This is a genomic window from Mesorhizobium sp. WSM4829, assembly GCF_055811475.1.
In genome coordinates this window covers 60588-74162 of sequence record NZ_JBVVQJ010000008.1, presented here as the reverse complement: position 1 = coordinate 74162, position 13575 = coordinate 60588, and the positions used below count along the sequence as shown (strand labels likewise).

The 13575-nt window shown below is 62.2% G+C and carries 15 protein-coding genes; 8 read left to right on the top strand and 7 right to left on the bottom strand.

Annotation, left to right across the window (positions count from 1 at the left end; all coding sequences use genetic code 11):
• Nucleotides 1-17: 17 nt before the first annotated feature.
• From AC0L17_RS10245 to folE, 3 genes are all read right to left on the bottom strand, one after another.
• Entirely contained in the window at nt 18-986 is a 969-nt protein-coding gene (locus tag AC0L17_RS10245; protein WP_473515735.1) for a patatin family protein, read from the bottom strand.
• A gap of 84 nt (nt 987-1070) precedes the next feature.
• A complete protein-coding gene (gene hisI, locus AC0L17_RS10240; protein ID WP_473515734.1) occupies nt 1071-1541 on the bottom strand; it encodes a phosphoribosyl-AMP cyclohydrolase in 471 nt (156 codons plus the stop codon).
• A gap of 138 nt (nt 1542-1679) precedes the next feature.
• Nucleotides 1680-2315 carry a GTP cyclohydrolase I FolE gene (folE, locus tag AC0L17_RS10235; RefSeq protein WP_023801043.1) on the bottom strand — a complete coding sequence of 212 codons (636 nt, stop codon included), beginning with the start codon at nt 2313-2315 and terminating at the stop codon, nt 1680-1682.
• Nucleotides 2316-2555: 240 nt separating this feature from the next.
• Here folE and AC0L17_RS10230 point away from each other — a divergent pair, with 240 nt between their 5' ends.
• The 5 genes from AC0L17_RS10230 to AC0L17_RS10210 all read left to right on the top strand — a co-directional run bounded on the left by AC0L17_RS10230 (nt 2556) and on the right by AC0L17_RS10210 (nt 7532).
• Nucleotides 2556-3002 (top strand): iron-sulfur cluster assembly scaffold protein, encoded by a 447-nt coding sequence (locus AC0L17_RS10230; RefSeq protein ID WP_023801044.1) that lies wholly within the window; start codon nt 2556-2558, stop codon nt 3000-3002.
• 7 nt (nt 3003-3009) lie between these two features.
• The gene (gene yidD, locus AC0L17_RS10225) at nt 3010-3387 is read left to right on the top strand and encodes a membrane protein insertion efficiency factor YidD (RefSeq protein WP_473515733.1); all 378 of its coding nucleotides are present in this window, start codon (nt 3010-3012) and stop codon (nt 3385-3387) included.
• Between the two features lie 124 nt (nt 3388-3511).
• A complete protein-coding gene (blaOXA, locus tag AC0L17_RS10220) occupies nt 3512-4351 on the top strand; it encodes a class D beta-lactamase (protein ID WP_473515732.1) in 840 nt (279 codons plus the stop codon).
• A 165-nt stretch (nt 4352-4516) separates the two neighbouring features.
• Entirely contained in the window at nt 4517-6493 is a 1977-nt protein-coding gene (gene thrS, locus AC0L17_RS10215; protein WP_473515731.1) for a threonine--tRNA ligase, read from the top strand.
• Between the two features lie 100 nt (nt 6494-6593).
• The gene (locus AC0L17_RS10210) at nt 6594-7532 is read left to right on the top strand and encodes a lysophospholipid acyltransferase family protein (protein WP_473515730.1); all 939 of its coding nucleotides are present in this window, start codon (nt 6594-6596) and stop codon (nt 7530-7532) included.
• 52 nt (nt 7533-7584) lie between these two features.
• Here AC0L17_RS10210 and AC0L17_RS10205 read toward each other — a convergent pair whose 3' ends face one another.
• Entirely contained in the window at nt 7585-8550 is a 966-nt protein-coding gene (locus AC0L17_RS10205; RefSeq protein WP_128168969.1) for a hypothetical protein, read from the bottom strand.
• A gap of 155 nt (nt 8551-8705) precedes the next feature.
• Between AC0L17_RS10205 and AC0L17_RS10200 the strand changes: the two genes are divergently transcribed.
• Both AC0L17_RS10200 and AC0L17_RS10195 read left to right on the top strand, forming a co-directional pair.
• Nucleotides 8706-9290 carry a nitroreductase family protein gene (locus AC0L17_RS10200; RefSeq protein ID WP_027156268.1) on the top strand — a complete coding sequence of 195 codons (585 nt, stop codon included), beginning with the start codon at nt 8706-8708 and terminating at the stop codon, nt 9288-9290.
• Nucleotides 9291-9899: a flavin reductase family protein gene (locus AC0L17_RS10195; RefSeq protein WP_473515729.1), complete on the top strand. Its 609-nt coding sequence runs from the start codon at nt 9291-9293 to the stop codon at nt 9897-9899.
• A 12-nt stretch (nt 9900-9911) separates the two neighbouring features.
• Here AC0L17_RS10195 and AC0L17_RS10190 read toward each other — a convergent pair whose 3' ends face one another.
• Both AC0L17_RS10190 and AC0L17_RS10185 read right to left on the bottom strand, forming a co-directional pair.
• Nucleotides 9912-10793 carry an HpcH/HpaI aldolase/citrate lyase family protein gene (locus tag AC0L17_RS10190; protein WP_473515728.1) on the bottom strand — a complete coding sequence of 294 codons (882 nt, stop codon included), beginning with the start codon at nt 10791-10793 and terminating at the stop codon, nt 9912-9914.
• A 3-nt stretch (nt 10794-10796) separates the two neighbouring features.
• The gene (locus AC0L17_RS10185; RefSeq protein ID WP_473476934.1) at nt 10797-11273 is read right to left on the bottom strand and encodes a MaoC family dehydratase; all 477 of its coding nucleotides are present in this window, start codon (nt 11271-11273) and stop codon (nt 10797-10799) included.
• Between the two features lie 239 nt (nt 11274-11512).
• Here AC0L17_RS10185 and AC0L17_RS10180 point away from each other — a divergent pair, with 239 nt between their 5' ends.
• On the top strand, nt 11513-12634 hold the full coding sequence (locus AC0L17_RS10180) for a DUF2336 domain-containing protein (RefSeq protein ID WP_473515727.1): 1122 nt from the start codon (nt 11513-11515) through the stop codon (nt 12632-12634).
• A gap of 76 nt (nt 12635-12710) precedes the next feature.
• Here the strand turns inward: AC0L17_RS10180 and dapB are convergent, their stop codons facing one another.
• Nucleotides 12711-13493: a 4-hydroxy-tetrahydrodipicolinate reductase gene (gene dapB, locus AC0L17_RS10175; protein ID WP_473515825.1), complete on the bottom strand. Its 783-nt coding sequence runs from the start codon at nt 13491-13493 to the stop codon at nt 12711-12713.
• Nucleotides 13494-13575: the final 82 nt, after the last annotated feature.

The following is a 13575-nucleotide window of genomic DNA, read 5'->3' as shown; positions in this document are numbered from 1 at the left end:
TCAGTTCGGGTCGCGCTTCAGGCGAGAACCGCCTGCAGGCGGGCCAACTCGTCGATCTGCGCCATCGTCACCTGGTAGCCGATGCGGATCGCCTCGTCGGCGCGATGGAATTCGGTCAGGCCGATATGGCTGAGTTTTGGCTGCAGCGACATATCAGGCGGGTCGCCGGCAAGACGCGCCCGCGAAATGCGATCCTGGATGATGTTGAAGGCTTCGACCATAACCCCGGTGATGCCGAGCCGTGTCTGGTACTGATGCCCTGTGTCGATCAGGCCGGGCCTTGGCGCGTCCTTCTCGACGACCAGTTCGCCGGCGCTGTGCTTGATGACGGCGGCGCGGCCGAACAGATCGTAGTGAAGGTTCACCGCGACCACGAGCGGCTGCTCGTAGGCGCGGCAGACCGAGACTGGGACCGGATTGACCAGCGCGCCGTCGACCAGCACGCGCCCGTTGCAACTGACCGGTTCGAACACGCCGGGCAGGGCGTAGGAGGCGCGCATGGCGGTGATCAGCGAGCCGCCCGACAGCCAGATTTCATGGCCGGTGCGGATCTCCGTGGTGACGCAGACGAAAGGTTTTGGCAGATCCTCGAAACGGATGCCGGCCATGTGCTCGCGCAGCCGTGCATCGAGCTTCATGCCACCGAACAGTCCGCTGCCGCGCAGGTTGAGATCGAGAAGACCAAAAATGCGCCGCTTGGTCAGGCTTCTGGCGAATTCTTCCAGCTCATCCAGCTTGCCGGCAAGGTAGCAGCCGCCGACCAGCGCGCCGATCGAGGTGCCGGCGATCATCGTCACTTCGATGCCGGCTTCGTCGAGCGCGCGCAGCACGCCGATATGGGCCCAGCCACGCGCGCAGCCGCCGCCCAATGCCAGCGAAATGCCTGTTTTCCCGGCGGGGCTCTTTTCGAATGCACCGGCGGACGATGACAGGCCATTGGCCTCCCGAACGTCTGGTCTGTTATGCAATGACGCCCATTCGAGCATCACAATCTCCCTTGTCCCGCGGCTAAATTATCGGCAGGCCGTATCGAAATCATGAATATACGTGATTGCAGTTCGGCGAATGGTTCAAATAGATGGTTCATGAGGCTTTCGATACGTTTCTTGCGCATCGAACAGCGGCTTGCTGCCATCGCTGGCAAGCGTCCCCTTGCCGTCGATCAGTCCCACCGTCCGATAAAAGCAGGAACGCCGGCCGGTGTGGCAGGTTGCGTCGTGGCCCATCACTTTGACGCGCAGCCATATTGCGTCCTGGTCACAATCCGTGAGGATCTCGACGATTTTCTGGACATTCCCGGATGTTTCGCCCTTCTTCCACAGAGCGCTGCGCGAGCGCGACCAGTAGTGGGCGATGCCGGTTTCCAGCGTCAGCGCCAGCGCCTCGGCGTTCATATGCGCGACCATCAGCAGCATGCCGTCTTCGGCATCGGTGACGACGACCGTGATCAGGCCGCCGGCATCGAAGCGCGGCGAAAAGACCGTGCTTTCTTCCAGTGTTTTCTTGTCTGATGGAGCTTTCGGAAATTCCACTGCCGACATCGCCGGTCCTTGTTCAGAACCTCGCCCAGTCCGAAAGGATCGGAATGGGCGAGGCTCTGTCTTGTTGTTTGGCCATGATCTGATCCGAGAACCGGTTCTCATTTCTCGCGACCACGGCTGGCGGCCGGCGAGGCTCGTTCAGCCCCTGCCGCCGCGCACCATGGTGACGAAACGGACCTGTTCCTCGGGCGTGTCCTTGAAGACGCCGGTGAAGGTCGAGGTCAGCGTCGTCGAGCCTTCCTTGCGAATGCCGCGCATGGCCATGCACATATGCTCGGCTTCGAGCATGACGGCGACGCCGCGGGGATTGAGCACATCCTGGATGACGCCGGCGATCTGTGCGGTCATCGCTTCCTGGGTCTGCAGGCGCTGGGCAAAGATATCGACGACGCGGGCGATCTTGGACAGGCCGACGACCTTGCCGTCCGGCAGATAGCCGACATGCGCCTTGCCGATGATCGGCACCATGTGGTGCTCGCAATGCGAATGGAAGGTTATATCCTTGACGAGTACAAGATCGTCATAGCCGGCGACCTCCTCGAAGGTGCGGCCGAGTTCTTCGGCCGGGCATTTGTCGTAACCGCCGAACATTTCGCGATAGGCCTTCACCACACGCTTTGGCGTATCGACCAGGCCCTCCCGGTCCGGATTGTCGCCGGTCCAGCGCAACAGCGTGCGCACCGCGGCCTCGGCTTCGGCTTCGGTCGGCCGATCGGTGACCGGCTTTTCCATATAGGCGGAAGGGGGCATGAATTTCTTGATGACGGCATCCATAAAGGCGTCTCCCGTAGTTCCCCTCTCAGGAGGAACGAGTTGAACGGACCACGACCTTTCGGGTGTTAGAAACGTGCCCTGTTTCCAGCCCGTAAGCGGCGTGAAGTGAATTGAGCAGGGACGCGGTCGTTGGTCGCCTTGTCCATACCCGAGTACCAGCATTATATATGATCGTTGCGAGCGAAAGGAAGGCCGTCTGCGGCAATCGCTGTTCGCTCGGCGGCGACGGATTGGAAAAATATGATCGACGACGTCTACAATGCGAAAATTCTGGGATTTGCCGGGAATATCGCGCGGATCGGCCGGCTCGACCATCCCGATGCAACCGCGCGCGCGCACTCCAAGCTGTGCGGCTCGACGGTGACCGTCGATCTGAAGATGGATGACGGTATCGTCACCGATTTCGCCCATGACGTCAAAGCCTGCGCGCTTGGCCAGGCGTCGTCCTCAATCATGGCGCAGCATGTCGTCGGCGCCAGCGCGGATGAGTTGCGCAGCGTTCGCGAGACGATGCTGAAGATGCTGAAGGAAAACGGCGCACCGCCGCAAGGCCGCTTCGCCGATCTCAGATACCTCGAGCCGGTGCGCGACTACAAGGCGCGCCATGCCTCGACCATGCTGACCTTCGATGCGGTGGTCGACGCGATCGGCCAGATCGAGAAGAAGCGCGCCGAACAGGCGGCGTAGCCGTCAAATGGCGACGGATCACACGCATCAGAGGCCGCGATATACACGCAACTGGCCGGGCCCCTGGCGCAAGACGCCCGGCCGAATCCTCGGCACCTCACTCGTGCGCTTCTACCAGCTGACGCTGTCCGGCTTTGTCGGCAATTCCTGCCGGCATTTGCCGACCTGTTCCGAATACGCGCACGAAGCGATCGCCCGCCATGGGCTATGGGCCGGCGGCTGGATGGGGTTTTTCCGCGTGCTGCGCTGCGGGCCGGGCGGAACGCATGGCATCGACCTTGTGCCGGAGGTGCTGGCCGAGCGCTATGTCTGGTTCACACCCTGGCGGTACTGGCGGATCGGGAAAAAGCGCAGTGATCCGGAAACCGATGCCGGTGGGACGTAAGCTCTGCAACCAGAGCAGGATCTTTACGATTTGCTAGGGTTAACCGCACGTTGCGCATTTAAGACAAAATCGAGACAAGACGCCTCGCTAAGCCGCTCCTGATCGCCATCAGGAGAGATTGCCAATGCGCCAGATAGACCGCCGTCCATTCGTTTTCGCCTTGGTTATCTACCTTCTGGCCTGGCTTTTTGGTTTTCCGATCCGCGCACAATCGGCGCCGCTGGGGGAGGTCGAATGCACGCTGATCCTGGATGCTGCAAGCGGTGAAACGCTGTATCGGGACGGGGTCTGCGACCAACGCTTCAGTCCCGCCTCGACTTTCAAGGTCGCCTTGGCCCTGATCGGCTATGACGCGGGAATCCTGAGCGACGAGCACACGCCGGCCTGGGACTACAAGCCCGAGTTCAAGGCGGCAAAGCGGGATCAGAAAACCGTCGACCCGACGATCTGGGAAAAAGACTCGGTGCTGTGGTTTTCGCAGGAAATCACCCGCCGGCTCGGCAACGAGCGGTTTGCCGGCTATGTCTCGAAATTCGACTACGGCAACACCGATGTTGCCGGCAATGCCGGCAAGAATGATGGCCTCACCCGGTCCTGGGTGAATTCTTCCCTTGAGATATCGCCGGTCGAACAGGTGAATTTCATGCGCCGGCTGCTTGCCGGCGAACTGCCGGTTTCGGCCAAAGCCCACGCGATGACCAAAGCGATCTTGCCGACCTTCCGGTCAGGTGGCTGGACGGTGCAGGGCAAGACCGGGACCACCAGGCTTGGCGACAGCGCCGACAAGGGCCCGCTTGGCTGGCGCTCGCTTGGCTGGTTTGTCGGCTGGGCGAACAAGGATGCGCGCAGCATCGTCTTTGCCCGCCTGGTAATCGATACGAAACGTTCCGATACGCCGAAGGGGCCTCAGGCGCGGGCGATGTTCCTGAAAGAGCTGCCGAATCTCATCAACAACAGCAAGTGATCGGCCATTCGCCTTTACGGCACGAAAATCTGCCCATAAAAGACTGCCGCCGGACGCATCCGGCTTTTTACTTTATGCATGTCGTCGGCAAAAACCGCTGCACACTTTTGGGCGACATGCATTTCACCACCCGCGCTCGTTTGCGGGACTGGATAGGAGAATTTTATGCTGAATGCCGTTTCCCTGACATTTCCCGATGGCTCCGTCCGCGACTACGAAGCGGCGATGACCGGCGCCGGCCTGGCGGAATCGATCTCGAAGTCGCTGGCCAGGAAGGCGGTCGCCTACTCGATCGATGGCGTAGTGCGCGATCTTTCCGACCCGCTCGGCAAGTCCGGCAAGGTCGAGATCATCACCCGCGAAGACCCGCGCGCACTGGAGCTCATCCGTCATGACGCAGCGCACGTGCTGGCCGAAGCCGTGCAGGAATTGTGGCCGGGCACGCAGGTGACCATCGGCCCGGTGATCGAGAACGGCTTCTACTATGATTTTGCCCGCACCGAGCCGTTCACGCCCGACGATTTCCCGGTGATCGAGAAGAAGATGCGCGAGATCATCGCGCGTAACAAGCCGTTCACCAAAGAGGTCTGGTCGCGCGAGAAGGCGAAGAAGATCTTCGCCGACAAGGGCGAGCGCTACAAGCTGGAACTGATCGACGCCATTCCCGAAGATCAGGACCTAAAAATCTATGCGCAGGGCGATTGGTTCGACCTCTGCCGCGGCCCGCATATGGTCTCGACCGGACAGATCGGCAGCGCCTTCAAGCTGATGAAGGTGGCCGGCGCCTATTGGCGCGGCGATTCGAGCAACCCGATGCTGACCCGCATCTATGGCACGGCCTGGGCCGATCAGGCGCAGCTCGATGCCTATCAGACCATGCTGGAGGAAGCCGAAAAGCGCGACCACAGGAAGCTCGGCCGCGAGATGGACCTGTTCCATTTCCAGGAGGAGGGGCCGGGCGTCGTCTTTTGGCATGCCAAGGGCTGGAGACTGTTCCAGAACCTGGTCAACTACATGCGCCGCCGCCTCGACGAGCAGGGCTATCAGGAAGTCAACGCGCCGCAAGTGCTCGACAAGAGTCTGTGGGAGACGTCAGGTCACTGGGGCTGGTACCGGGACAACATGTTCAAGGTGACGGTTGCCGGCGACGACACCGACGACGACCGGATGTTTGCACTGAAGCCGATGAACTGCCCCGGCCACGTCCAGATCTTCAAGCACGGCCTGAAGTCCTACCGCGATCTGCCGGTAAAACTTGCGGAATTCGGCAATGTGCATCGCTATGAGCCGTCCGGCGCGCTGCATGGGCTGATGCGCGTGCGCGGCTTTACCCAGGACGATGCCCACATCTTCTGCACCGAGGAACAGCTCGCCGACGAGTGCATCAAGATCAACGACCTGATCCTGTCGACCTATGCCGATTTCGGCTTCGACGAAATCACCGTCAAGCTGGCGACGCGTCCCGAAAAACGGGTCGGCACCGACGCTATGTGGGATCATGCCGAGGGCGTGCTGCAGGACGTGCTCGACAAGATCGCAGCGCGGTCGGGCAACCGGATCAAGACCGGCGTCAATCCGGGCGAGGGCACGTTCTACGGGCCAAAATTCGAATATGTGCTGAAGGATGCCATCGGCCGCGATTGGCAATGCGGGACCACGCAGGTCGATTTCAACCTGCCGGAACGGTTCGGCGCCTTCTACATCGGCTCGGATTCGGAAAAAAAGCAGCCGGTGATGGTGCATCGCGCCATCTGCGGTTCGATGGAGCGCTTCCTCGGCATCCTGATCGAGAACTATTCCGGCCATTTCCCGCTGTGGTTCGCGCCGCTGCAAGTGGTGGTTGCAACGATTACCTCCGATGCCGACGACTACGCGCAAAAGGTCGTCGCGCAGCTGAAGGCGGCCGGACTGTTGGCGGAAGCCGATCTTCGCAACGAGAAGATCAACTACAAGGTCCGCGAGCACAGCCTGGCCAAGGTTCCGGTCATCCTCGTCTGCGGCAAGCGCGAGGCGGAGGAAGAGACCGTCAACATCCGCCGGCTCGGCTCGCGCGACCAGGAGTCGCTTGGCCTTGGCCAGGCGGTGGCGATGCTTGCCGAAGAGGCGGTGACGCCCGACCGCAAGCGCAAACGAGCGGCCTGAGTTCAGCTGGATTGTCGACGAAATGGCGGTGGAGCGATCCGCCGCCTTTTCACCTGCACCCATTTCATACGCTTGTCACGCCAGCCTAGTAACGAGCCTCATGCTCAAGCTGAAGATGCGCGAAAGACCGTTTCCCGAGCTCTCCTATGCCAGCCCGCATCAGCCGACATTGACGCGCTGGTTCATCCACTCCATCGAAGGCCTGTCCGGCCGCGACCGCTTCGCGGCGCTCTATGACTTTTGGCGCCGCCATGTGGTACCGACCGGCGAGCACGTGTTCAGCCGCATGCTGGAGCTGATCGATGTCAGGGTGCGGACCACCGGCCAATGGCCGCCGGAAAAATTGCCTGACACGCCGCTGGTGATCGTCGCCAACCACCCGTTCGGCATCGGCGACGGCATTGCGGTGCTGTCGCTGGCCGAGCAGCTTCAGCGCCCGTTCCGTGTCATGATCCACAAGGATCTGCTCAAGATCCGCGAGATGGAGCCCTATTCGCTGCCGATCGACTTTTCCGAGACCAAGGACGCGCTCAGGAACAACATGGCGGTGCGCCATGAGGCGGTGCGGCTGCTGAAAGACGGCGTCATCATCGTCGTCTTCCCCGCGGGCGGCGTCGCCACCGCGCCGAAAGGTTTTGGCCGGGCGCGCGACCTGCCGTGGAAGATGTTTCCGGCCCGTCTCGTTAGGGATGCCAAGGCGTCGGTTGTCCCAATGCACTTTTCCGGCCAGAACGGGCGGCTGTTCCACCTGGTCAGCGGACCCATGAACCTGGCCGAGCGTGACGGGCGCGTCGCGAAGTTCGTCGGCAGGGCTTCGCTGACGCTGCGTACTTCGCTGCTCATCCACGAATTCGGTCGGCTGTCCGGCAAATCGATCGACGTGCGCGTCGGCGACGTGCTGGGATGGGACGAACTGGAGCAGGTGGGCGACCGCAAGGCTTTGCTCGAGCGGCTTTACCGGGCTGTCTTCGATCTGGCTCCGGCGGAACCGCGCGGCCGCGGCCAGTTTCTGCCGCAACGCATGCGCAACGCGGCTTGATCGGCAATCAATCATACGCTGCTGGACCGGTTCCCGCACAGGGTTCGGACGTCTAGTCCGCGCCTTCCTGAGGATCGATCGCCGAGGCCTCCGTGGCCAAAACCTGGATTTCCTGGTTCTGCCCGGCCACGACCGTAAAATCTTTCTGGTAGATGCGGTCGCGGTTCTTGGCGATGATTGTGTAGTCGCCCTCGGCAAGCACCATCGAAGCAAAGGCGCCGACGGTTTCCTGGATGGGATCGCCGGATTCGTTGAGCAACGACCAGGAGGTGTCGGCGATCGCCTCTCCACCCGGCTCGCGCACCAGCTTCATGGTCATCTCCGCCGCACGATGCTCGACGGCCGCTTCGGTCAGCTTGCCGGCCTCGACGCGGATGTCGGAGCGGATGACCGCATTCACCGAGCCATAGGTCGAGACGACATGATAGACGCCCGCGTTCAGCCGCACGACGCTGTTCGGCTCGACGTCGGGTATGATCAGGGCGCGATCGTGATTGGCCTCGGCCTGGCCTTCATAGATCGAAAAGCGCAATTTCTTCGGCGGTATGCGCACCCCGCCTGACAGCACGGCGTCGAGCTTGAGTCCGCCGGCATCGAGCACGAGGCTTTCGCGCTTGGCGTCCTTGCCGACGGTGATGCGCTTGGTGGCTCCGGCCCGGCCGTAAGAGGCGTGGACCAGATAGCTGCCGGGCTCGAGCTGGAACACCGCGCTGCCGCCATGGGCGGAAGCGACCATCGGCAGCTTGCCGTCGCCGGTGGCGTCAGGCTTGAAGACGCGCCAGACGATGCCGCGTGTGATGTCGGCGCCCTTGTCGGTCAATTGCGCCGACAGCGTGATCGCCCCGCTGCTCGCCGCTGCCAGCGGTGCATCGCTTTTCGGGGGCGCATAGTTCGACATTCCGGGAAGTTTCAGATCACCGAGGCCGTCCGCATCCTGCGCGACGGCAAGCGACACCGGCACCATCAACAGTGCGGCTGCGAGCCAGATCAGGAAAAGTCGCAATGTCCCCTCAAACATGGCTTGCGTTGAAGCCCAAGGCGGTGGCAATTTCAAGGCTTAAGAGTCTGATCAGCTTCTGCCAGAGGCTCTTTGTCGGCGCGCCGCGCCAATGCCCGAGCCGCCCGATGCCCCGATGGTGCGCTTCAGCTTAAATTCCAAGGAGTCTTGCGCCCATGGCGTCGCCGATCATCGACTTTCTGCTGACCCGAAATTCCGCGCCGATCCCGGAGTTGAAGGAACCGGCGCCCAGCGACGCTGACATCGCGACGATGATTGCAGCCGCCTCGCGGGTGCCGGACCACGGCCGGCTCGAGCCCTGGCGCTTCATCCTCTACCGGGGCGAGGCGCGCGTCGAGATCGGCAAGAAGCTGGCAGCCCTTGCCGCACAGCGCGAAGGGCCGCTGCCGGAAGGCCGCCATAACCAGGAACTGGCGCGTTTTTCGCGCGCGCCGCTGGTGATCGGCGTGGTGTCGAGCCCGAAGGAGAACCCAAAAATCCCGCAATGGGAGATGTTCCTGTCCGGCGGCATGGCGGCGATGAACCTGATGCTATCAGCCAATGCGCTGGGCTATGGCACCAACATGATCAGCAACTGGTATTCCGACGTGCCGGAGGGCAGGGCGATCCTGGGGCTGGCGCCGCATGAGCGGGTGGTCGGCTTCATCCATATCGGCACCTACCAAGGGCCGGCGCCGGAGCGGCCGCGGCCGGATCCGGCAAAACTCTATGCCGATTATGCAGGGCCATGGGTGGGCTGAATGTTCTACGAGCCGGCAAAGGGGCATGGGCTGCCGCATGATCCGTCCAAGGCGATCGTGGCGCCACGGCCGATCGGCTGGATCTCGACGGTGAACAAGGCCGGCGAGGTCAACCTCGCCCCCTATTCTTTCTTCAATGCGTTTTCGACGCGGCCCTTTATCGTCTGGTTTTCGTCCGAAGGCGAGAAGGACAGCGCCACCTTCGCCGAAGAAACGGGCGAGTTCGTCGCCAATCTCGTCAGCCGCGATCTCGCTGAAAAAATGGTCCGCACCGCAGTCGATGCGCCGCGCGGCGTCACCGAATTCGACTATGCCGATCTCGCCATGGCGCCGTCGCGGCTGGTTGCGCCACCCCGCGTGGCGGCGGCGCCCGCGGCGCTTGAATGCCGGGTGACGGAGATCATGCGTCCAAAGGCGCTGGACGGGACACCGACCGGCGCCATCGTCGTCGCCGGCGAAGTCGTCGGTGTGCATATCGACGATGCCTTCCTGATAGACGGCATCTTCGATATCGTCAGGGCCGGCAATGTCGGCCGTCTCGGCTATATGGATTATGCCAGCGTCAGCGAGATCTTCTCGATGCGCCGGCCTCATTGGGGAAAAGACTAGGCTGGGAAAATTTTAGGCCGAAATCCCTGCCGCCCTGGCGCGTGCCAGAAGCCGCTCTGCCAGCTTGAGATGCGGCCGGTCGTACATCTTGCCGCCGATGCCGACGACGCCGGGATTTCCAGCCGCCTCGAATGCCTGGACGATCGCCAGGGAGTGTTTCACCGCCTCGGTCGACGGCGTGAAGGCGGCGTTGATGACAGGCACCTGCGCCGGATGGATCGCCATCTTGCCGGTGAAGCCGTCGCGCTCGGCCTCGGCGCATTCCGCCTCGAAGCCGGCCATGTCACGGAAGTGCGGAAAAACCGTGTCGATCGCCGCGACTTCCGCGGCACCGGCGGCGAGGATGGTCATGGTGCGGGCGAAGCGGAACACATCGGTGTAGCGGCCATTCTCGTCGCGCGCCGTGCGCGCGCCGATTGCTGCCGAGAGATCTTCCGCACCCCAGGTCACGCCGACAAGCCGCGCACTTGCGTTGGCGTAGCTCGCGGCCGCCAGCACGCCGGCAGCCGTTTCGGTGATGATCGGCAGGATTCTTATCGCACCGTCCGGCACCCCGCTTTCGGCCTCGTGCACCCTGAGCTTGGCCGAGAGCTGCTGGACATCCTGTCCGCTGTTCGACTTCGGCAGCATGATGCCGTCGGGTTTCACTGGCACGAGTGCCGCCAGATCGTCATCCGCCAGGCCTGTCGAAAGATCGTTGATGCGGACATAGATTGCGGATCTGGTTTGATGCCCGTGTCCGCTGATGAAGCGTGCGGCGATATCGCGGGCCAAGGTTTTGTTTTGTGGCGCGACCGAATCCTCGAGATCGACGATGACCACGTCGGCGCCGGCGCCAATCGCCTTTTCCAGCTTCTTTTCCGAATCGCCGGGAACGAACAGCAGCGAGCGCATCGGTCACGCCGCCTTCTTCATCATCATCGCCTGCCTCGTGCATTTGGCGACGAGCACGTCATCCTGGTTGTAGGCGCGGTGCTCGAATTCGACGATGCCGCGGTCCGGCTTCGACCTGGAGTCGCGCACCGACACCACCGTCGTCTCGACGCGGATGGTGTCGCCGTGGAAGACCGGATGCGGAAACACCGTTTCCTTCATGCCGAGATTGGCGACGGTGGTGCCGACGGTGATGTCGTTCACCGAAATACCGATCATCAGGCCCAGCGTGAACAGCGAATTGACCAGCGGCTTGCCCCATTCGCTTTTGGCGGCGAAATCGAAATCGATGTGCAGCGGCTGCGGGTTCAGCGTCATTACCGAGAACAGCATGTTGTCGCTTTCGGTGACGGTTTTCCGCAGCGTGTGCTGGAAGACGTGGCCGACGACGAACTCTTCCAGATAAAGCCCGGCCATGGTCGATCTCCTCCGCTGCCGCATCGCCCCGAAAATCGGAATCGATTTTTTGGAAAGCACGATGCTTCAAAGTGTTAGCGTGCTTTGTGCGTCCGAAAGCGCGCAAGTCGCTCGAAGGGTTGATAGGCGCTGCCTACCGCGCTCGCAAGCCAGTTAACAAAGATGGGCCAGTTAACAAACATGGTGAACCGTTCGTAAACCATTTCTGCCTACGGTCTTCACTGGGGCGGGAACGGACTCGGGCTAGGGGCATAGCGGACGGCATGGTTGTTTCGCATTTCCTGAAATGGATTCATACGGCAAGGGTCTCTGAGCGCGCCGCGGCAGCAAGCGCATTGGCTCACGCCTACATCAATGCCGAGCTGCCTTTCGAGGATCGCTGCGCGGCGGAGGCGGCGCTGACGCTGCTGCTCGACGATGCCTCGTCGAAAGTGCGGCTGGCGATTGCAGAGGCGCTGTCGATGAGCCATCACGCGCCGCTGCAGATCATCAGCGCGCTGGCGTCTGATCAGCCGGAAGTCGCCAGCCTGGTGCTGGCACGTTCGCCGCTGCTTACCGATGCCGATCTGATCGACCGGGTTGCCGGCGGCCAGAAGGCGATCCAGAAAGTGATCGCCGATCGTCCGCGCGTCTCCATGGCGGTCGCCGCCGCGATCGCCGAAATCGGCGAGCCGGAAGCCTGCGCCACGCTTCTCGCCAACAGCGGCGCCGACATTGCTTCGCTCAGCTTCCGCCGTATCGCCGAACGCCACGGCCATCTGCCTTCGCTGCGCGAAGCGCTGATATCGGATGCGCGTCTGCCCGCTGACTGCCGGCATATGCTGCTGATAAAACTTGGTGAAACGCTCAAGGGTTCGCCGCTGGTCCTGGCGCTGATGGGCCGTGCCAGAACCGAGCGCGTCATGCGCGACGCCTGCGTCAAGGCTTCCCTGACGCTGATCGAAGGCACGCGCCAGGAAGAACATGCGGCGCTCATCGAGCATCTGCGCCTGCGCGGCGACCTGACCGCAAGCTTCATCATTCGCACCATCGCGCACGGCAAGGTCGATTTCTTCGGCTCGGCGCTGGTCGCGCTCAGCCAGCAATCCGAACAACGGGTGAGGGCGCTGCTGGCCGGCGGGCACGACGTGGCGCTGCAGGCACTGCTCCGCAGCGCTGGCCTGGCCGCGGCCACGCACGCCATCATCCTGCGCGCGCTGAAGGTCTGGCGCGAGGTCGCCAATGGCAAGCGCCTCGCCGGCGTCCAGGAAGTCAGCTGGCTGATGCTGAAGGAATTGGGCGGGCAGTCCGCCGAAGGCGATCTCGCCGGATTGGTCAAATCGATCCACCTCGATGCGCTGCGCGAAAACGCGCGCGGTCACGCGCTGGCGATCGCGGCGGCCTAGTGGTGAAAATCTGACGGTTGATACCCAATCGAATTGCAGCAATGGGTGAAGAGCAGTCTTTGCGGCAGTTGCAAACTCAGCGGGAGATTGGCGACATCCCAAGAACGTCCTGCATGTCGTATTCGCCGGGTTCATGGTCTGAAACCCAGCGTGCGGCAGTCAACGCACCGCGCGCGAACATGCCGCGATCCAAAGCGGAATGCGACAGTGTCAGAATCTCTTCGTCGGCGGCAAATACCACACTGTGCTCTCCAATGATGCCGCCGCCTCGCAATACGGAAAACCCGATTTCACCAAGCGCTCGCTCGCCAATAATACCATCGCGCCCGCGCCGTTCGACGGGAGCAAGCGGAACGCCCCGACCACTGGCCGCTGCTTCGCCTAGCATCAGCGCCGTTCCAGATGGTGCATCGATCTTCCGGCGATGGTGAGCTTCATGGACCTCGATATCCCAAACCTCAGCGGGGAAAGAGCGCGCGGCGCGCTCAACCAGGCCCACAAGCATGTTCACGCCAAGGGAGAAGTTGCCTGAACGCACGATCGCTATTTTACGTGCCGCCTCGGCGATCCGAGCGAGATGAGTGTCCTCAAACCCTGTTGCGCCGATCACCATTGCTGGTCGACCCATCGCGGCGCACTTTTCTGCAAGCGCCGCCGATGCTTGGCCGGTCGTGAAATCCACTACGACATCCGCAGCGCGGAGCGCTGCGTCAACATCAATCAATCCGTCGACGACTTTTTCGGGGCGTCCGAAGCCTCCTACGAGCGAAAAGGCAGGTGCTGCGGCCACAGCAGCGAGTAATGCTCTGCCCATGTGGCCCTGCGCGCCAGCGACAGCGATTCTAATAGCAGGCACCAATGTTCTTCCCTTAGCAACATCCAGATTAAAATCGACGGTTTCGTATCGATTTTGTACCGTCGCAGAAGTGGCCCATCGCGAC